Source organism: Mitsuokella apri, assembly GCF_051886055.1.
Taxonomy (GTDB): Bacteria; Bacillota; Negativicutes; order Selenomonadales; family Selenomonadaceae; genus Mitsuokella.
In genome coordinates this window covers 14,336-34,220 of the sequence record NZ_JBJEXT010000047.1, presented here as the reverse complement: position 1 = coordinate 34,220, position 19,885 = coordinate 14,336, and the positions used below count along the sequence as shown (strand labels likewise).

Annotated in this window: 17 protein-coding genes; 3 read left to right on the top strand and 14 right to left on the bottom strand. The window is 52.5% G+C overall.

Annotated features, from left to right (window positions below):
* The 4 genes from ACI4OH_RS07215 to ACI4OH_RS07200 form a co-directional block, all read right to left on the bottom strand.
* Nucleotides 1-428 (bottom strand): DMT family transporter (locus ACI4OH_RS07215; RefSeq protein WP_439784498.1); only part of this gene is annotated, 428 nt, incomplete at its 3' end.
* A gap of 184 nt (nucleotides 429-612) precedes the next feature.
* The gene (locus ACI4OH_RS07210; protein ID WP_435721455.1) at nucleotides 613-2,016 is read right to left on the bottom strand and encodes an MFS transporter; all 1,404 of its coding nucleotides are present in this window, start codon (nucleotides 2,014-2,016) and stop codon (nucleotides 613-615) included.
* Between the two features lie 213 nt (nucleotides 2,017-2,229).
* On the bottom strand, nucleotides 2,230-3,111 hold the full coding sequence (locus tag ACI4OH_RS07205) for a sugar phosphate isomerase/epimerase family protein (protein ID WP_432645936.1): 882 nt from the start codon (nucleotides 3,109-3,111) through the stop codon (nucleotides 2,230-2,232).
* Nucleotides 3,112-3,124: 13 nt separating this feature from the next.
* Nucleotides 3,125-4,252: a Gfo/Idh/MocA family protein gene (locus tag ACI4OH_RS07200; RefSeq protein ID WP_439784497.1), complete on the bottom strand. Its 1,128-nt coding sequence runs from the start codon at nucleotides 4,250-4,252 to the stop codon at nucleotides 3,125-3,127.
* Nucleotides 4,253-4,471: 219 nt separating this feature from the next.
* Between ACI4OH_RS07200 and ACI4OH_RS07195 the strand changes: the two genes are divergently transcribed.
* The gene (locus ACI4OH_RS07195) at nucleotides 4,472-5,305 is read left to right on the top strand and encodes a helix-turn-helix domain-containing protein (protein ID WP_432645938.1); all 834 of its coding nucleotides are present in this window, start codon (nucleotides 4,472-4,474) and stop codon (nucleotides 5,303-5,305) included.
* A 91-nt stretch (nucleotides 5,306-5,396) separates the two neighbouring features.
* Here ACI4OH_RS07195 and ACI4OH_RS07190 read toward each other — a convergent pair whose 3' ends face one another.
* The 10 genes from ACI4OH_RS07190 to ACI4OH_RS07145 all read right to left on the bottom strand — a co-directional run bounded on the left by ACI4OH_RS07190 (nucleotide 5,397) and on the right by ACI4OH_RS07145 (nucleotide 17,196).
* On the bottom strand, nucleotides 5,397-6,014 hold the full coding sequence (locus ACI4OH_RS07190) for a cytidylate kinase-like family protein (RefSeq protein WP_432645939.1): 618 nt from the start codon (nucleotides 6,012-6,014) through the stop codon (nucleotides 5,397-5,399).
* A 90-nt stretch (nucleotides 6,015-6,104) separates the two neighbouring features.
* Nucleotides 6,105-7,496 (bottom strand): MFS transporter, encoded by a 1,392-nt coding sequence (locus tag ACI4OH_RS07185; RefSeq protein ID WP_432645940.1) that lies wholly within the window; start codon nucleotides 7,494-7,496, stop codon nucleotides 6,105-6,107.
* A gap of 314 nt (nucleotides 7,497-7,810) precedes the next feature.
* Nucleotides 7,811-8,704 carry a DMT family transporter gene (locus ACI4OH_RS07180; protein WP_439784496.1) on the bottom strand — a complete coding sequence of 298 codons (894 nt, stop codon included), beginning with the start codon at nucleotides 8,702-8,704 and terminating at the stop codon, nucleotides 7,811-7,813.
* Nucleotides 8,705-8,774: 70 nt separating this feature from the next.
* A complete protein-coding gene (locus ACI4OH_RS07175; protein WP_435721458.1) occupies nucleotides 8,775-10,190 on the bottom strand; it encodes a GntP family permease in 1,416 nt (471 codons plus the stop codon).
* 136 nt (nucleotides 10,191-10,326) lie between these two features.
* Nucleotides 10,327-11,214: a myo-inosose-2 dehydratase gene (gene iolE, locus ACI4OH_RS07170; protein ID WP_432645943.1), complete on the bottom strand. Its 888-nt coding sequence runs from the start codon at nucleotides 11,212-11,214 to the stop codon at nucleotides 10,327-10,329.
* A gap of 106 nt (nucleotides 11,215-11,320) precedes the next feature.
* On the bottom strand, nucleotides 11,321-13,273 hold the full coding sequence (gene iolD, locus ACI4OH_RS07165; protein WP_439784495.1) for a 3D-(3,5/4)-trihydroxycyclohexane-1,2-dione acylhydrolase (decyclizing): 1,953 nt from the start codon (nucleotides 13,271-13,273) through the stop codon (nucleotides 11,321-11,323).
* A 37-nt stretch (nucleotides 13,274-13,310) separates the two neighbouring features.
* Nucleotides 13,311-14,108 carry a 5-deoxy-glucuronate isomerase gene (locus ACI4OH_RS07160; RefSeq protein WP_432645945.1) on the bottom strand — a complete coding sequence of 266 codons (798 nt, stop codon included), beginning with the start codon at nucleotides 14,106-14,108 and terminating at the stop codon, nucleotides 13,311-13,313.
* Nucleotides 14,105-15,139, bottom strand: coding sequence for a 5-dehydro-2-deoxygluconokinase (iolC, locus tag ACI4OH_RS07155; protein ID WP_295634910.1), 1,035 nt, complete (start codon nucleotides 15,137-15,139; stop codon nucleotides 14,105-14,107). Before iolC ends, ACI4OH_RS07160 begins: the two co-directional genes overlap by 4 nt.
* Before the next feature lie 14 nt (nucleotides 15,140-15,153).
* Nucleotides 15,154-15,996, bottom strand: a complete 843-nt coding sequence (locus ACI4OH_RS07150) for a class II fructose-bisphosphate aldolase (RefSeq protein ID WP_435721459.1) — start codon at nucleotides 15,994-15,996, stop codon at nucleotides 15,154-15,156.
* A gap of 30 nt (nucleotides 15,997-16,026) precedes the next feature.
* On the bottom strand, nucleotides 16,027-17,196 hold the full coding sequence (locus ACI4OH_RS07145; protein WP_432645947.1) for an iron-containing alcohol dehydrogenase: 1,170 nt from the start codon (nucleotides 17,194-17,196) through the stop codon (nucleotides 16,027-16,029).
* 375 nt (nucleotides 17,197-17,571) lie between these two features.
* On the opposite strand from ACI4OH_RS07145, the gene ACI4OH_RS07140 reads away from it, so the two are divergent.
* Nucleotides 17,572-18,375, top strand: coding sequence for a DeoR/GlpR family DNA-binding transcription regulator (locus ACI4OH_RS07140; protein WP_439784494.1), 804 nt, complete (start codon nucleotides 17,572-17,574; stop codon nucleotides 18,373-18,375).
* A gap of 50 nt (nucleotides 18,376-18,425) precedes the next feature.
* Complete coding sequence (locus tag ACI4OH_RS07135; protein WP_432645949.1) at nucleotides 18,426-19,850, top strand: aldehyde dehydrogenase family protein; 1,425 nt, start codon at nucleotides 18,426-18,428, stop codon at nucleotides 19,848-19,850.
* Nucleotides 19,851-19,885: the final 35 nt, after the last annotated feature.

Genomic DNA, 19,885 nt, shown 5'->3' with positions numbered 1-19,885 from the left:
ATGGCCGTAATGCTGCCGCCCGCGTGTACATCCATGAGGACGACCATGCCGGCAAGGGCCAGAATAATGCCAAATCCCTTGCGCCAGGTCAATTTCTCCCCGAGCAGAAAATGCGCCATAACCGCCGCAAACACCGGCATGCTGTAATTGAGCACCGAAACCATGCCGGCACCGAGCGTCAGCATGCTCGTCTGGGCCGCAATGTTGTTGAGCCCCATCTGCAGAATGCCCGTGAGGAAAATCCACGGCCAGTATTTTTTCTTTGGCAGCGGCAGACGCAGCCAGAGCCAGACCGACAGCAGCACGACAGCGCCAAAGAGAAAACGGTACGCCACAAACGTAATGGGCGGGAAAAATGTATTGGCCGTTTTCATGACAACCCAATTCATGCCCCATATCAAATAAATCAGCAATAATGCCTTAACCAAGGGAATCCCCTCTTTCCACAGAAGTACAGAGAACCAATCTGCTCAATATATACTCTTTATATTACCACGTTCATAAAGAAAAAACAGTTCCTATCTTGCGGAAAAATCGCATAAAAACAGCAAGACTGCTCAAAGTCTGGAACAGTCTTGCCAAATATTCAAAAAATCTGCGTATCTCTCTTCATCAGTCTTCACCGCGGGCAGCTCTTGCCACGAGATCCCGCATGATTCTCGGATAGAGCTGGTCGAGTTTGTAGCAGTAAAGAATGACAATGACGATGGCCCAGATGACGAGCGGGCCGTATTCATAGAGAGCCACGATCATGTCAATCGCACTCTGCGGCTGGGCAGCCGAGGCCGTCGCCGAAGAGACGTAGCCGGCATACGACAGAAGACCTGTGAGCAGGGCACTGACAAGGCCGCCGCCAATCTTATTGCCGACAGAGCCGCCCGAGAAAATCAGGCCTTCCTGACGAATGTGGAATTTCCACTGGCTGTAGTCGACTACATCGCCGAAGAAACCGAAAATAACGGAATTCAGCGGCGCAAAGCAGAGACCGCGGATAAAGCAGCTGAACAGCACCCAGTTGAAGCTGTACGGGTCCAGCAAATAGACCAAATGTCCGAAGAACGCCAAAATGATGCCGTAGAGCGACATATTGCGCTTGCCGAATCTCTTCAGGAGCTTCGGGCAGAACAGCATCGTCGCGATAATTGTCGTGAACGTCTCGACGAGGAACAGGATGCTGTAAAGCGAATCATCCATGAAAATGTACTTGCAGTAGTACGGCAGGATGGTACCGGTAAACAAGGCAATGCAGGCCTGCATCGTCCAGAGCCCCGTGGCCATCCAGAAGTATTTATTGAGCCCGAGGGCTTTGAGGGCAATCTTAGCGGGGATCTTCTCGGCCTTTTTCTTTGGGGACGGCTTGACTTTCTCCTCGCATTTATAGAAGCAGAGCAGCAGAAGCAGCAGGGCGACGACAGCCCAAAGGCTCATGACTTCAATCCAGGCCATCTGGGAATCGCCAAAGAATTTGACGAGCGGCAGAGTCGCCGAAACGGCAAGGATCTTGCCAAGCGGGGAAAGCGTCATACGCGTGATGGAGAGCATATCGCGCTCCTTGGAAAGATGCGTCATCAGGGCCGAAAGACTGCCATACGGGAGATTCATGGCCGTGTAGCAGATGGTCGTACAGAAATTATACGTTACAAAAATATAAGCAAACTGCAGGGCCGTCGAACCTTGCGGTACCATGTAGAGAAGCACGATGGAAATGGCAAATGGCAGGCTCATCCAGAGAATCCAGGGACGTGCCTTGCCCCATTTCGAATGCGTGCGTTCGACAATGAAGCCCATGCAGACATCGGAAAAACCATCAAAACAGCGCGAAAGCAGCATGACCACACCGACGACCGCGGGGTCAACGCCGGCATAATCCGTGTAGAAGAACGTCAAAATACTCATCGCACCCCAGACGACGTTCTGTGCCGTATCGCCGAGGCCATAGGAAATGCGGGTAAACCAGGAGAGCTTATCTGCAGTGGTCTGCGTCACCTGCGCTGCAGGTCCTGTTTGTCCTGTCATCGAAATTCCTCCTTTAATGCCAATGCTTATAATGCTTATTTATGAACCGACAGATTATATCATTCACGATTTCCCAAATTTGCCGAAAAAGAAAGCCTTCCGCGCGTCTGGGAAGGCTTTTCCCGCCATTACGGGATCATTTAGGAGTAGGTTTTCTGTTTTTGCATAAGAGAAACAAAAGCAGCAGTCAAGTGGGGGCAGCAAGAACGGTGCTTAGCAGAAACCGGCAGCACGCAGATTCTCGCGTCCTTTTTTCGCCAGTTTGAGCGGAATGTCAAACGATTTGACAGGGAACAGGTCCTGCTCGACGACGCACCAGCCGTCATAGCCCTTTTCCACCAAAGCGTCATGGAACTTCTTGAAGTCAATGCTGCCTTTGCCCGGCTCGACCATGATATCTTCTGTCACGGCCTTGGCAAACGACCAATGTTCCTTGTCCATCTGTGCCTTGACAGCAAGGTCGCAGTCCTTGATATGGATGTACGGAATGCGGTCTGCATGCTTCTTATAGAAGGAAATCGGCTCGCCGCCGCCATAAACGTGATGGCCCGTATCAAGGCAGAGCATGACGTTCGTATCCTTCAGCAGACGCTCAATCTGAGCCTCCGTCTGAACATGGGAGTCGACATGCGGATGGAACGTACCAATGAGGCCGTAGCTTGCCACATGGTCAGCAACGCGCTGGACGTTATCAGCATAGCGTTTCCATTCCTCATCCGTGAGCTCCGGATTCATGGCAATTTCGCCCGTCTCGAGGTCCGTGTACATCGGCGGCAGCATGACGATATACTTCGCCTGAGCAAAACATCTGAGTACCGGTGCCATCTCGTCAATCGTCTTCATCATGCCCTGCACAGAATCCTCATCGAGGAAATTTCCGCCAACCGTGCCAGCCACGAGGATGAGATTGCGTTTGTCGAGCTCTTTTTTGAGCTCCGGTGCCGTATTCGGGAAATAGCCCCAGGGGCCGAGTTCTACGCCGGCGTAGCCTGCTTCTGCCATTTCATCGAGGCAGCGGTCCCAGGACGGCTGTTTTTCATGTTTTGGGAACCATACGCCCCAGGAATCTGGGGCAATGCCAACCTGAATTGCCATTTTGCGTGCCTCCTTACTTTACATCAACCCATGCATGCTTGTCAGCCGACTCGAGGATGGCTTTGACCGTGCGGTCAATCTTGTAGCCGAACTCGAAGTTGCAGATATATTTCGTACCCTTCGTGATTGCCGAGAAGAGCTCATGTGCTTCGAGAATCTTCATATCGTTGTAGGCAATGGCAATGCCGCCGGCCGGCTGGAATGCGGAATAGCCCTTGTGTTTCGGGTTCAGGAATACCTGACGGAAGCCGCGGTCGCGTTCATCATCCGACTGGAAGTAGACCTGTACTTCACCCATGCGCTCCAAATCGTATTTGACCGAGCCCTTCGTGCCCTGAATCTCATAAGCGAGGTAATTCTTGCGGCCCGTAGCAACACGGCTCGAGGAAATCATGCCCGTAGCACCATTTGCATATTCCATCATGAAGGAAATGATATCCTCGTTCTCGACTTTTGCCATTTCCTTCGAGCCTTTTGCTTTTGGACGCTCCGGGAAGATCGTGCGCTTCATGGCATCGACTTTCGTGATGTCGCCCATGATGAACTGGGAGACGGACAGCAGATGCGAGCCGAGGTCACCGAGTGCACCGCAGCCGGCCAGTTTGTTGATGTGGCGCCACGTGATCGGCAGATCCGGGTCAAGCAGCTGGTCCTGATCATAGCGGCCGATGAAGAGCATGATGTCACCGAGTGCACCGCTCTGTACGAGCTCGCGGACATAAGCATTGGCCGGGTTGCGCGTGTTGTTGAAACCGACGTAGTTGATGACGCCTTTTTCAGCAGCGAGTTTTGCGAGTTCTTCCGACTCCGCCGGAGAAATCGACAGCGGTTTCTCGCAGTATACGTTCTTGCCATTTTCAAGAGCAGCCTTAGCTACTTCATAATGGAAGGCATTCGGCGTAGCGATATCGACGAGGTCAATGTCCGGATCCGTCACGAGCTCATGCCAGTCCGTCGTCATGCGATGGAAACCGATCTTATGCTGCGCGATCTTGGCACTTTCTTCATTATTATCAGCGACCATCTCAAAAACAGGTACGCCGAAATCCGGTCCAAAAAGCATCTGCTCATTGAGCATTGCCGTGCTGTGTGCTTTGCCCATCCAACCTGCGCCAACGAGGCCAATACGAATCTCTTTCATTTTTTACTCCTCCTCAATTTGTATAATCATGATTGTTTGGGGCTTTTGCATTTGCTCTAGCTCCTTACGTTGGTTATATTATATCTCTCTATGCGCTGGCAATCATTACATACAATTCGCACAAACTATACAAAAATTACTCTATTGATTTTTGTATAGTTTCGGATTAAAATAAAAGAAAATCCACCATTTTCATCTATATGATAAGAGGTGTTCATCATGGAAATACGCGATAAGGGCGTTGTGCCGCCGTCCTTCATGGACTTCTCGATCCCTTCGAGTTTTGCCCAGCAGGCACTTTATTACACACCGGAGTTCGGGCATTTTTACTGTCAGGAGAATTACCGGGTCAAGCGGCCGTACATCGATTCCTCTTTGCTGATGTTCGTAAAGAGCGGCGTCTTCTACGCTGAAAGCCGGGAACAGAAGGCAGCCGCCCATGCCGGTGAGGTTCTGCTGCTCGACTGCCGCTACGCACATATCTACGGCTGTCAGGAAGCCGGCGACTTCCTCTGGTTCCATTTCCGCGGAGCGGAAAGCGCCGCCTATACAGGCTATCTCTTCGAAAAAAACGGACTGCTCTTCACGGGTGAGAATATTCCGCTGCTTGAGCCGACCTTCCAGAGCATCCTCTCCATGGGACAGTATACGCTGCAAAGCGAGGCGATCCTTTCACACCGCATTGACCGCATTCTCATGAATCTCGCCAATTTAGAGGGCAGTTCCCAGCCGGTCAACGAAACCCTCGCGCCGGCCCTGCAGCATATTCAGGAACATTATGCAGAGCCTCTTGAACTCGACACGCTGGCCGGCCTATGCCTGCTGAGTCCCTCGCACTTCATCCGCACCTTCAAGAAATACCTCGGCTGCACGCCGCATGAGTACGTCCTGCAGTACCGCCTGCGCCAGTCCAAACACCTGCTGCAGACCACCGCGGATTCCATCGAGACCATCGCGGAAAACTGCGGTTTCAACAGCGCCTCGCATTTTGCCCGCGCCTTCAAACACGTCAACCACATGACCCCGACAGACTTCCGCCATCTCGATTTCTAAATTCTTCATAAGACTTAAGACGACAAAAAGCCTTTCCCCCTGGCAAAACCAGAGAGGAAAGGCTTTTTCCTGTTCTATGAAATAAGGAGAATCAGGCTTTTTTCTCAGCAGCGCGTTTCTGACGCAGCTCGATATACGAGATGATGAGGTCTGCTGCTGCTTCAAGCGAGATCTTGCTCGTGTTGATCATGAGATCGTAGTTCTGCGGATCGCCCCAGGTGCGGCCCGTGTAGTACGCATAGTACTGCTCACGGTGCTTGTCTTCGGCATCGAGGTCTTTGAGCGTATGGCCGGCATAATGCGTCTTGGCGCGCTCCTGGCGGAAATCATCGTCCGCATAGATGAAGAACGAGAACGTATTTGGATGGTCCTTGAGGATATAGTCAGCGCAGCGGCCGAGGAATACGGCACCCGTGCCTTCCTTGGCAATGCCCAGAATAACCTTTGCCTGTTCGATGTACATGCGGTTGTGCATTGGCACGCGGACATACGCATAGTCGCCGAGGTTGCCCATGCAGTTCTCCGGTGCGTTGTAGGAACGGTCGATGAGGTCATGGAAATTGTTTTCCTCGCCCATGTTCTGAGCTGCCATGGCCACGACCTTGCGGTCATAGCGGCGTACGCCCATTTTCTTCGCGACAAGGTCAGCAACTTCGCGGCCGCCGCTGCCATACTGACGTGTAATCGTAACAAGAGTGTTCTTTTCCATAATACTTCCCTCTTCTTTCTAAATTTCAAATTCCAAAAACAAAGCCGGCCTCTCCCGAGGGATCGAGCCGGCTGTATCTAACAGTGAATCTTAGAGTTCGCCTTTTGCTTCACGAGCAACGAGGTCACGCATGATCTGCGGATAAACCTTATCGAGTTTGTAGAAAGCAAGGACGAGAATCAGGACAGCCCAGACGAACATTGGGCCCCATTCATAGATCGAAACAATCATGTTGATAACGTCCTGGGACTGAGCAACAGCACCCGAAGAAGTAGCGACATAACCGACATAGGAGAGCAGGCCCGTAAGAGCTGCACTCGTGAGGCCGGAGCCGACTTTCGTACCAACGGAACCGCCGGAGAAGATCAGGCCTTCCTGACGGATATGCGTCTTCCACTGGCCATACTCAACAGCATCGCCGAGGAAACCGAAGATAACGGACTGGACAGGAGCAAAACCGATGCCGCGGATAACGCAGCTGAAGACGACCCAGTTGAAGTCCATCGGATTCAGAAGGAAGATTGCATGACCGACAAAGCAGACGATGACGCCGGCAAGACTCATGTTGCGTTTGCCAAAGCGTTTGAGGAGTCTCGGGCTGAAGACAGCCATGACGAAAATCGTGATGAGTGTTTCAAGGAGATACAGTCCGCTGTAAAGCGAATCGTTCATGAAGATGTATTTGCAGTAATACGGCAGGATGGTACCAGTAATCGTGAAGATGACGTTCTGCATCATCCAGATAATCATGCCGGCCCAGAAGTATTTGTTGACAGCAAGGCATTTGAGGGCTTTGCCGACAGGTACTTTTGCGACTTTTTCACGAGCTTCAATAACAACTGTTTCTTTACATTTTGAGAAGCAGAACAGAAGCAGGAAGAGTGCTACGATTGCCCACACGCTCATGACTTCAACCCAAGCCATCTGGTTGTCGCCGAACATCTTGACGAGCGGCAGCGTGGCCGAAACGGAAAGAATACGGCCCCATGGGGACAGGCACATACGCGTGATGGAAAGCATGTCACGCTCTTTCGAAGAACGCGTCATCATCGCAGACAGAGAGCCGTACGGCAGGTTCAGGGCCGTGTAGCAGACCGTCGTGCAGAGGTTGTAGGTTACGAACAGGTATGCAAACTGCATAGCTGACGAACCATGTGGTACCGTATAAATAAGGACGATAGAAATTGCGAATGGCACGCTCATCCAGAGGATCCATGGTCTTGATTTGCCCCACTTGGAATTCGTGCGCTCGACGATGAAGCCCATGATGACATCAGAGAAGCCATCGAAGCAACGGGAAATCAACATGACCAGACCAACCATAGCTGGGTCGATGCCAGCATAGTCAGTGTAGAAGAAGGTCAGGATGCCCATTGCACCCCAAACGACGTTCTGTGCGGTATCACCGAGGCCATACGCGATTCGCGTCAGCCAAGAGAGATGCGCGCCGGATTCAGCCGGAGCTGCTCCTGGATTACTCATTGAAAACCCCTCCCAATAATAATATGGAATTAAATATTTCTTGTGGATGAAGTCTCTCTTCATCTCTGTCTATATAATATTTTAATAGTTTTCGCACTATTTTGCCTATACTTTTTTGTCTTTTATGAGTAAGTTATGATTTTCTTTTGCTTGACTCATTAGCATTTTCAAGGCTTTATTGAGGTTATAACGCCAATGAAGAATTATCTTGCTATAAAATATTGCTTTCTGCCCTATGAACAATAAAAAAGACGGGGAAATTCCTGTCATTCCCCGCCTTTTCCAGTAAACGTTTCCTTTGAAATTCTCCCAGATTATGATTTCAGCCCGCCATGTGTCGTCAGATAGACACCGGCAAAAATTGCTGCGGCTCCAGCGAGCTCCTTGAAGCCAATAACCTCACCAAAGCAGAGCACACCGCCGATCATGCCGACCACCGGTGTGATGTTCTGGAAAATCGAGGTCACGCTCGCACCGGCATTGTGCACGCCGATATTCCAGAACAGCATGGCCATAACGCCGCCAAAGATAACGGTGTAAAAAAAGGCCAGCCATAAAGAGGTGCTCAGCATGACAGGAGCAAACTGCCCTGTGATGAGTCCATAGCCCGTCACGATAAACGCGCCGAAGATGCCGGCCCAGCCCGTTGTCTGCAGGGCCGACATGCGGCGCATGATCTTGAGTGCAATAAGAGAATACGTGGTCCAGGCGACCTGTGCGAGCAAAAAGAGAATATCGCCTTCATTAAAGGACAGCGTCCGCATAACCTCAAGAGAACCATGACTGATGACAATCAAAGCCCCCGCAAAAGACAGGACGATACCGCCCCAGGCCAGGAGACTCAAGCGCTCGCGGACAAAAATTGCCGCGAGAAAGGCCGTGATGGCAGGGCTGGCCGCTGCAATCAGGGTGCAGTTCGTGACGGTCGAGATGCCCAGGCCGGTAAACTGCATGACATTGTTGAGGCCGATGCCCGTCACGCCCATGAGGAAGAGCCCCAAAAGGCAGCTGCGCGGCGGCAGGAGTTTCTCACCGCGGTAAACTGACAGCGCCAAAAGTGTCGTGCCGATCAGATAATAGCGCATGGCCGTGATGGTCACAGGCGACCAGACTGCCACCAGCCATTTGATGCAGAGCGGCTGAATGCCCCAGATAATCGTAGTTGCCGCGAGCAGGAAATACGTCTTTCGCTTGGTTGCTTCGTCCATATAAGCCCTTCCTTTCCTTCAAGATTTACAAAAAACGTTGGGAACCACCAAAAAAATTACTTCATGCAAATCATTCAATGCCCGTAACCAGATAGATTCCGAGGCAGACAAAGACGACAAGTGTTTTGAGAAGTGTCAGAATGACCACATCGTAGTACGATTCACGGTGCGTGAGGCCGCAGACAGCCAGCAGCGTGACAAGAGCACCGGACTGCGGTACCGTATCAATGCATTCCGAAGCCATGCAGATGATGCGGTGCAGGACATCGGGACTCATGCCAATCTGCTGGGCCCAGGCCAGCCATTCCTGACCGAGCATGCCAAGGGCAATCGTCATGCCGCCCGAAGATGAGCCCGTCACGCCTGTCATAATGCCCGTCGTAACGATGGCCGACATCAAAGGACCGTCGCCAATCTGCAGGCCGAGCAGGGCTTCCTTGATGATGGCAAAAGCCGGCAGAGCGGCAATGACGCAGCCATAGGCATAGCCGGAAGCGACATTGAGAATGGCTGTAGTCGAACCAATCGCGCCCGTATTGATTGGTTTCGTGAGACCGCCCTTAAGACGCAGGCGCTTGCGGCCGATGATGGCCGCGGCAATACAGCTGACGATGAGCGCGGCATTGATGGACCAGATGGCCTGTACCTTATCAACACCGCCCGCGAGCAGCGAAAGGTGCAGCGGTACAAAAGAATCCAGGCTCGTCGGATCCCAGTGATAAGCCCAGTCCCAATGAAACGGATTGCTAATGATGAGGTTCAGCACAATGACAAGCAGCAGCGGCAGAGCCGAAAGCCTCCAGTCCGGCAGAGCCTCACGCGATTCTTCCGGCTCATTGAGGACGTGATGGCCATAGCCCTCGCCCTTCGCCTTGAGTTTTTTGTGACGATAGCTCACCCAGCCCCAGGCCAGCAGGAAGTAAAGCACGCCGCCAATCAGGCCGAGTATTGGTGCAGACCACGTCGACGTACCGAAAAAAGAAGTCGGGATGATGTTCTGAATCTGCGGCGTACCCGGAATGGCCACCATACTGTAGGTAAAAATACCCATCCAGAGCAGGCCCGGCAAAAGTTTTTTCGGAATGTCAGCCTGCTTAAAGAGGATGGCTGCAAACGGATACATGACAAAGGCGACGACAAAAACCGAAAGACCACCATATGTCAAAACACCGCAGCCTAAGAGCACGGCAAGGATGGCCTTATCACGGCCGAGTGCTGTGACAATCTTATCGGCAACAGCAGCCGCGAGACCGCCCTGCTCCATGATCTTGGCAAAAACAGCGCCGAGCAGAAAAACAGGATAATACGTCTTGATGTACTCAGCTGCCTTGGTCATGTAGATTTCGCTGTAAACCGGCATGGAAGCATGGCCGCTGCCGATAGCTGCCACGACCGCAAAAATCGGTGCAATGAAGATAATGGAATAGCCGCGATACGCGAAAAACATCAGGAGTATCAGGCTGAAGACAATCATGCTGATTCCCATAGGGATAATTCCTTTCTATATAATATATTGTGCAGTGCACAGGGGATGAGAACGGCAGATAAAAGGGGCTGCCCCCCTGCCCATGTTGCATGATGGACAGGAGAGCAGCCCCTGAAAATCCGATGTCTTTTGACAATCAGATATGTGCTTTTTCTTTGATGTACTTGCGAGCCTTGATCGCATACTCGAGCGGGTTGGCTTTTGCCGGATCCTGCTCAGCTTCGACGATGAACCAGCCATCATAGTCGCTGGCGTTGATGATGTCGAAGATCGGACCAAAGTCGATATCGCCATCGCCCGGTACCGTGAACATACCAGCGCGGACGCCGGCGAGGAAGCTCATGTTTTCTTCCTTGACCTTGTTGCGTACGTCCATGCGGATATCCTTGAGATGTACGTGGCGGATGCGCGGCAGATATTTCTTGAGGATATAGATTGGATCCTCACCGGAGCAGACGAGATGACCCGTATCATAAAGCAGGAAGACGAGATCCGGATCCGTCATTTCCATGAGGCGGTCAATTTCTTCCGTCGTCTGGACGCAGGTGCCCATGTGATGATGATACGTCATCGTCAGGCCGATTTTCTTAGCGACAGCGCCGAGTTTGTTGAGGCCTTCAGCCAGCGTCTTCCACTGCTCTTCCGTGTTATGCGGTTTGTCACGGAAAACAGCTTTGTCGAGCTTGCCCTGAACGCTCGTGCCCTGCTCTGCAACATTGCAGAACTTAGCGCCCATAGCTTTGAGGAATTCGCAGTGTTTGATGAAGTCTTTTTCGACCTGCTCATACGGCTGCGTGAGCAGATAGGAGCTGAACCAAGCGCTGGCAATCTGCAGTCCGCGCAGATCAAGTGCCTTCTTGAGGACAGCTGGATCTTTCGGGTACTTGTTGCCGATTTCGCAGCCCGTGAAACCAGCCAGAGCCATTTCACTGACGCACTGCTCAAAGGTGTTCTCTTTGCCGAGGTCCGGCATGTCGTCGTTCGTCCAAGCAATCGGAGCGATACCAAGTTTGATGTTAGCCATTTTGACAAACCCCCAAAATATGATATTAAATATGGGTCTTCCTGCCGCCCTGCTTAAAGGCAGAACAGCAGGCGCCCTCTTATACATCTAGAAAAAACGTTAAATATTAATATTTACGAGCTGCGTCGTAATGCGGTTTCATGACATCTTCATAGCACTTATTGACTTTGTCGAGTTTGGAAACCTGTGCGACGCCGACACGCCACCAGTCACCGTAGCCATGAACCATCGTCTTCGGCATAACCTTGCAGTCGATGAGCGTCGAAACCGTCTGTTTCTTAGCATCTTCCATAGCTGCCTTGAATTCCTCTTCCGTATGAACCGTGTAAGCAACGCAGCCATAGGAACGTGCGTTCATGGCAAAGTCTACCGGAACATACGCGCCGTCGAGCTGGCCCGTCTTCTTGTTGCGGAAACGGAACTCGGTGCCGTAGCTGCCCTGGCCATGACCAATCTCAAGGTTGTTGATGCAGCCGCCCTGCATGTTATCGAACAGGATGACGTTGATCTTCTTGCCCTCAGCGATCGACTGCGGCAGTTCGGAATGGAGCATCATGTAAGCGTAGTCGCCGACGAGAGCATAGACTTCGCGCTCCGGCTCAGCAATCTTGACGCCGAGAGCTGCGTTGACTTCATAGCCCATGCAGGAGAAGCCATACTCAACATGGTAGCTGCCTACCGTCTTCGGACGCCATACACGCTGCAGATCGCCCGGCAGGGAGCCCGATGCACCGACGATGATGCCGTTCGGATCCATGTATTCTTCGAGCATGCCGAGGACACGCGTCTGCGGCAGCGTCTCGCCAACAGCTGCTTTGTAGTTCTTGACAGCCTCTTCGAAATCAAAGTCATCTTCAACTTCCGGCTTGTAGTCCTTATCCGTGAAGCGGACATGGAAGACACGGTCGACTTCTTTGATATAAGCTTCTTTAGCTGCTTTGATGTCAGCTGCATAAGCATCCGATACATGATAGCCCGTCTTGCCAAGAGCTTCGTCGAGCATCTCAAGAGCTGCACCGGCATCGCCGACAACCTGGATGCCGTCGAGCTTATAAGCATGGAAGCGGGAAACGTTGATGTTTACATACTGGACGTTCGGGTTCTGGAAAATCCATTTCGAAGACGTCGTGAAGTCCGTGTAGCGCGTGCCGACGCCGATGACAACATCTGCATCTTTTGCCAGCGTGTTGGCAGCAAGGCCGCCCGTCTCACCGACACCGCCCATGTTGAGCGGATAATCCCAAGTAATCGTGCCTTTGCCGGCCTGCGTCTCGCCAAACGGAATGCCGTATTTCTCAGCGAATTTCTTGAAGACATCCTCAGCTTCGGAGTACTTAACGCCGCCGCCGAAGATCAGGAGCGGACGCTCTGCTTTCGCAATGGCCTTGACAGCTTCCTCAATCGCACGCTCGGACGGTTTTACGCGGTCGATGTGATGAACGCGTTTCTGGAAGAAGTACTCAGGATAATCCCAGGCCTCGCCCTCGACATCCTGCGGCAGGGCGATGCAGACAGCACCCGTCTCAGCAGGGTCTGCGAGCACGCGCATTGCGTTAATGCAGGCCGTCATGAGGATTTCCGGACGCGTTACGCGGTCCCAGTATTTGCAGACTGCGCGGAATGCATCATTCGTCGTCGTCGTCAGGCTTACCGTCTGCTCCATCTGCTGGAGTACCGGATCCGGCTGGCGGTCGGCGTACGTATCGCCCGGCAGGAACAGAACAGGGATGCAGTTTGCCGTAGCCGTAGCAGCTGCCGTGACCATGTTGGCAGCGCCTGGGCCTACAGACGACGTGCAGGCGTACATCTGTTTACGGCGTTTCTGTTTTGCAAAGCCGATAGCAGCATGTGCCATGCCCTGCTCATTGCGGCCCATGCGCATGATCAGGTGGCCCGGATCTTCTTCGAGTGCTTCACCGAGGCCGACGACGTTGCCGTGACCGAAGATGCCGAAGATGCCTTCGAACATTGGGACTTCTTTGCCATCGAATTCTACGTACTGATTATTGAGGAATTTGACGAGAGCCTGTGCTACCGTCATTCTGATTGTCTTAGCCATTGGATACCCTCCACTCTTTATGCAGGATTACTCAGGATTATTTTTTATGCGGCTGCCAAATCTTTTCGTCGGCATCCGGCTCAAGGAGCCACGTGTGCTCCGGCAGATCGTTGCGCGTCTTCTTCCATGGATCCCCATCGAGATGACGGATCATCCAGCTGTACCAGATGGCATAACCAGGAGCTGCGCACTGCGGATGCATGTAGCCGCCGGAAATCTCCGACCAGCTGTTGTCTTCGATCTTAAAGACGTTATCGCCGATGAAGGCACAGCCGAAGCCCTGCGGACGGTCTACTTTATACGTGTAAACCTCCGGCTGCGGATGATTGTGCGGCGTGTAGCCCGTCCAGCAGCCCGGCGTCATGATGACTTCGCCGTTGACCATGTTGGAGTACGGTGCATTGTCGTAATCGAAAATCGTACGGACCGTACGCTCTGCCGTGCCCTGCCATACACCGCCGCCGAAGACGTCAGCCTGTACATCTTTCGGACGGTAGAAGACCGGTGCAAAATCGCGGTCATTGATGGTCTTCTGAATCAGGAGCTCCGATTTTTTCAGAGCTTTGACGACAACCTTCGTGTTGCGGGGAACATGCAGGCAGTACGGGTTCTCGTCGAGCAGAGAATCGCGGTGCATGATTTCCTTCTGACCATTCCAGGCAATCTCAACATCGCCCGTCGTGATGACAAAAGCGGTTTCCTGAAGCGGATCTTCGAACTCGACGATCTCGTTCTCATCCATTTCCTGATAACCGATATCCATAAGCATATCGCTCTCGCGCGTAGTCATTGCATTATAGCCGTGCTTGAGCTGACCTAAACGACCGAATCTCATAATGCTGCCTCCCAATCGAGTTCCGTAATGACTTTTTCATCCTTATGCTCCTGCATGAATGCATCGATCTGTTCGACCGTCTGCATTGCATCGGAGCAGCTGTGGCTGGCAACGACCATGGCGGCATGAGCCGTGCCATGCTGCAGGGCCTGCGGTACCGTCCAGCCTGCGAGCAGACCATAAACGAAGGCGCTGCCATAAGCGTCGCCGCCGCCGAACGATTTCAAGAGTTTGATATGATACGACTCAACCTTATAGGCTTTCTTGTCTGCCGTATAAGCAATCGAGCCCTTCTTGCCGTGTTTGATGATGACGATCTTGGCACCCTGAGCGATGTATTTCTCAGCGATGACGTGATCAGCAGGTTCCGTAGCCTCTTCATCAAGGCCTTCCGTGAGGTTGACCTCATCGCGCGAACCGATGATGACATCGGCCATGCTTGCGAGCAGCGAGTAGTAAATCTGAATGTCCTTCTTGCTGCGCCAGCTGTACGGGCGATAGTCGATATCGAAGATGACGCGCGTATTGTGCTTCTTGGCGTACTGTACAGCGAGCAGGCATGCCTCACGCGACGGGCTCTTCGAAAGGGCCGTACCGGAGACAATCAAGATCTTGCTGTCGGCGATATACTGCTCATCAACATCTTCCGGTGTAATCTCGAGGTCTGCGACCTGGTCGCGGTACATCAGGATGCTCGACTCCGTCGGGCTCTTGATTTCCGTGAACGTCAGGCCCATGCGCTCACCGTGCTTTGCACGGGTCATCTGCGTCGTGTCGATGCCGCGCTCATTGAAATAATTGAGAACGAAGTCGCCGAACTGGTCGTCGGACACGCAGCCAATAAAGCCAACCTTTTTGCCCAGTTTGTTGATGCCGACGGCCATGTTGCCCGGCGAACCGCCCAGATACATTGAGAACGTCTTGACCTTGTCAAGCGTGCGGTTCAATTCATTCGGATTGAAATCCAGCGTAACGCGGCCGATCAGAACGACATCGCGCTTTTTATTTTCATCAAAGGTAATGAGTGCCATGTTATTTATCCTCCTCATGCCTTATTTTCGAGACCGAAGATATGCATGTGTTTCTTGACATTTTCGTAAGTGCCCTGAACGATCGCATCGCTGAAGTCAAAGTACTTTGCCTCTGGGTTGGCAGCGGCGACTTCTTTGATCTTTCTGGCCGAAGCATCGTACGAAGCCGTGGCGATGTTGATTTTCTGGATGCCGTTGGCCAGGCAGTTCTTGAAGTCCTGCTCCGTCAGACCCGTGCCGCCATGCAGTACGAGCGGCGTCTTGACAGCCTCGTGGATTTCCTTCAGGCGGTCAATGCGCAGATGCGGCGTCGACTTGTAATTGCCATGAGCTGTGCCAATGGCTACTGCCATGGCATCAATGCCGCTTTCTTCTGCAAAGCGCTTGGCTTCTTCCACACTCGTGACGAGAACATCGACACTCTTATAATCGCCTTCAGCGCCGCCGACGCGGCCGATCTCGGCTTCGACATCAGCGCCATAGCTCTTGGCGAGCTTGACGACTTCCTTCGTACGGGCGATGTTTTCATCGAGCGGGTATTTCGAACCGTCAAACATGACGGAAGTAAAACCAAGGTCCAGAGCCAGCTTGATGGTCTCCATCGTGCCGCCGTGGTCAAGATGTACGGCTGTCGGCATCTTGCACTTCTTAGCTGCTGCTACCATCACAGGTCCTAAAAGGTCCAGCGGGGAATAGCGCAGGCGGCCTTCTGCAATCTGCAGAATCAGCGGAGCATGGAGCTCTTCTGCCGCCTTGATGGCCCCCATGGCCATCTCCATATCGGATACATTGAAGGCGCCGATGGCGTATGTGTTATCCGGTTTATTGATCAGGTCTGTCAAATGTACGAGTGGCATGACCACCCCTCCTATCTGTTGCGGTATATATTAGAAGAGTTCCTTGTAGATCTCGATGAGCTGTTCCTTCGTCGGGATGCGCATCGTGTTCTGCGGGCTGCCGCTCTCAAGGGCATCCGAAGCCATCTTGTCGAGCTGTGCGAGGAAGTCTTCCTTCTTGAAGCCGCGCTGCTCGAGCAGGGATTCTGCCGAAGGAATGCCGACTTCCTTGCAGAAGCGCGTAACTTCAGCAACAAAGGCCTCAGCCGCTTCATGATCCGGCGTCTTGTCATCGGCAACACCCATGATGCGGCCGATCGTAGCGAAGCGGGCCGTGTTCTCCTCGATGGCGAACTTCATGCAGGCCGGCAGCAGGATGGCATTCGAAACGCCATGAGCGATGTGGAACAGAGCACCGATTGGACGGCTCATGCCATGGACGATCGTGACAGAAGCGTTGTTGAAGGCGATGCCGGCTTCCGTAGCAGCAATGCTCATCTGCAGACGGGCTTCGACATTCTTGCCATCTTTGTAGCAGATCGGCAGGTTCTTATGAATCTTCTTGATCGCGGAAAGTGCGAACGTATCCGTGAGCGGCTGTGCCTTGCGGGACGTATAAGCTTCAATCGAATGGCACAGAGCATCGATACCAGTTGCAGCCGTAACGGATGGCGGAGCCGTCATCGTGAAGGTCGGATCTACAACAGCGAGTGCCGGGATGATCGACGGGCCGCCGAGCAGCATCTTAACGTTGTTTTCCGTATCTGCAATGATCGTGTTCTTCGTGACTTCAGAGCCCGTGCCTGCCGTCGTCGGGATGGCTACGAGATACGGTACCGGCATATCAATGTTGACATGCATGAACTCGTTGATCTTCTTGCCTTCCGGCTGCGTCGACATGAACATGATGGCCTTTGCCGTATCCATCGGGCTGCCGCCGCCGAGAGCTACGAGGAAGTCGCATCCTTCTTCGCGATAAACTTTCAGGCCAGCATCCACAATCTTGTCCGTCGGCTCCGAATTTGCACCAGCGAAGGTGACGTACGGGATGTTGGCTTTGGCAAGTGCATTCTCAACTTTTGCAGCATTGCCAAACTTAACCATGAACTGATCCGTGACGATCAGGGCCTTGGTGCCTTTGCCCTGAATGTGCTCACCAAGTTCTTCAATAACGTTCGTGCCAGAAATGATCTTTGCCGGAACCATGAAAGTATAACCCATATTGTCCACTCTCCTATTCTGATGATGTTATTAACGATGTAGTTGATAACCTTTTGATTACCTTATGGCTCTAATTTAATACTTTTCCGTCAGGTTGTCAATATGTTTTTGGGGATTTTGGCAAGATTTTGCGATATTTTATTTTTTCTGATAATCATGAGTAATCATGAACACTGTTACAATAAATATAGGTTAATTCCCAAAATAATACTATATTTATTTGCTTTTTCCCTTGTCTATCGATGGCGATTCTATTATAATAAGTTTATCAAATATACTCATAAAGTGATTATTTTTTGAATGCCTGTTGATTATTTATGACGTTCAGATTCGACACGCAGAATGGTCTCGGGCAGATAAAGCGGGTGATCTCTCATGAAAATCGATCGAATCAATCGTATCCATGAATTATTGAAGAATGTGCACAACATCTCCATCAATGATCTCTGTGATACGTTCCAAGTTTCCAAAAATACCATCCGACGTGACATTGCCGAGCTCGAACAACAGGGCGTCATCAAAAAGGTATACGGCGGCATCGTGCTGGCAGAGCCATCCGGCGATCCGGAACCGTTTGCTTCGCGCGAAGGGCGCAATGCCGATGCCAAGAAACAAATTGCGCGCATGGCTGCGGACTTCGTGCACGACGGCGATGTCATCTACATCGACTCCGGTACGACAACGATGCATATGATCCCGTACCTTACGGACAAACACCGCCTGACCATTGTCACGGCCAGTGTCCATGTCATCAACGCTGCTTCCAACTACAGCAATCTCAATGTGCTCGCCACGGGCGGGTCCCTGTTCTCTCCTTCCAAGGCCTTTGTCGGGCCGCAGGTCGTACAGGTCCTGCGCCGCTATAACATATCGAAGGTTTTTCTCGCCAGCACGGGCATCTCACTTGAGCACGGCGCCACGAATGCCTCCCCGCTCGAGTGCGAAATCAAACGCTGCCTCATCGAAAAAGACTGCGACCATTTTCTGCTCGTCGACGATTCCAAATTCGATGTGTCCTCGCTCATGAGCTACTGCACACTCAAAGAAGTCCAGTATATCGTGACAAATAAAATGCCGCCTGAAAAGTACGTCTCGTACTGCACGGCCAACCACATCAAGCTGATTACGCCGGATACCCTGCGCCAGAGCGAGGTCCAAAAAATCGCGGCCCTGCGCTGAAGCCAGAGATTCCGTACATATAATGCAGATGTCAACAGGAGGAATGCATGATGAAGAAACAGCCCTTATATATTGGTGGGAAAGAAGTCATGACGGAGGAAACGCGCCCCGTCTATCATAAGGCGACCAATGAAGTCATTGCAGAAATCGCCGTAGCCGGAGAGAACGAATGCAAAGCCGCAGTCGATGCAGCAGAAAAAGCATTCCACGAAGTTCATCTCTCACCTTACGAACGCTATGAGATCATCCTCAAGGCAGCCAATCTCATGCGCGAGCGCATTGAAGAATTCGCCAGCACCCTTTCGGCAGAAGCCGGCAAGCCTCTTCATGATGCCCGCGGCGAAATCGGCCGCGCCTATCAGACGCTGATTCTCTCCGCAGAAGAGGCCAAACGCCTGAAGGGCGAGACGATTCCTCTTGCCGGTGCGCCAAACTGTCAGCATAAGCTCGCCTTCACGATTCGCCAGCCGCTTGGCGTCGTCTGCGCCATCACGCCGTTCAATTTCCCTGTAAACCTTGCAGCGCATAAGATTGGCCCGGCACTCGCTGCCGGCAATACCGTCGTCTACAAGCCGGCTTCGGCAACGCCGCTGACGGCCGCCCTGCTCTGCGACGTTTTCCGCGATGCGGGACTTCCTGCCGGCTGCCTGAATCTCCTGACAGGCCCCGGCGCACTCGTCGGCAAATACCTGACAAAGGATGAACGCATCCGCATGTTCTCGTTCACGGGCAGCGTGCCCGTAGGCAAATCCCTGCAGAAGGAAGCCGGCTTCCGCCGCTGCGCGCTTGAACTTGGCTCCAATTCCGCCAACATTGTCCACGAGGATGTCCGCGACGTCAAGAAAACAGCCGAGCTCTGCGCGAAATACGCCTTCCTCAACGCCGGACAGGTCTGCATCTCGTGCCAGCGCGTCTATGTATCGCGCAAAATCTATAAGGAATTCTGCGACTATGCCGTTGCCTTTGCCAAGAATTTCAAGACCGGTGATTTAAAGGATCCCGCTACCTGCCTTGGCCCGATGATTGCCGAAAAAGAAGCCGTCCGCATCGAGGGCTGGGTCAACGCCGCCAAAGAAGCCGGCGCCAAGATCCTGACGGGCGGCCATCGCCACGGTTCGTACTACGAACCGACCATCCTCACGGATGTCACGCCGGACATGGATGTCATCAAAAACGAGGCCTTTGCTCCAATCTTCTCCATCATCCCGTATGACACGATTGAAGAAGCTGTCGCGGGCGTCAACAACTCGCGCTACGGCCTGCAGGCCGGTGTTTTCACGAGCTCCCTTTACATCGCGCATTACGCAGCTGAGCACATCGAAGCCGGCGGCGTCGTCATCAACGATGGCTCGAGCTTCCGCATGGACAATATGCCGTACGGCGGTGTCAAGGACAGCGGCATCGGCAAAGAAGGCCCTGAGTACGCCATCCGCGAACTCACGGAAGAAAAGACCATCATCATGAACTTCGATTAAACTTGATATTTCCTTCTATAATAAGAGGCCAGCAG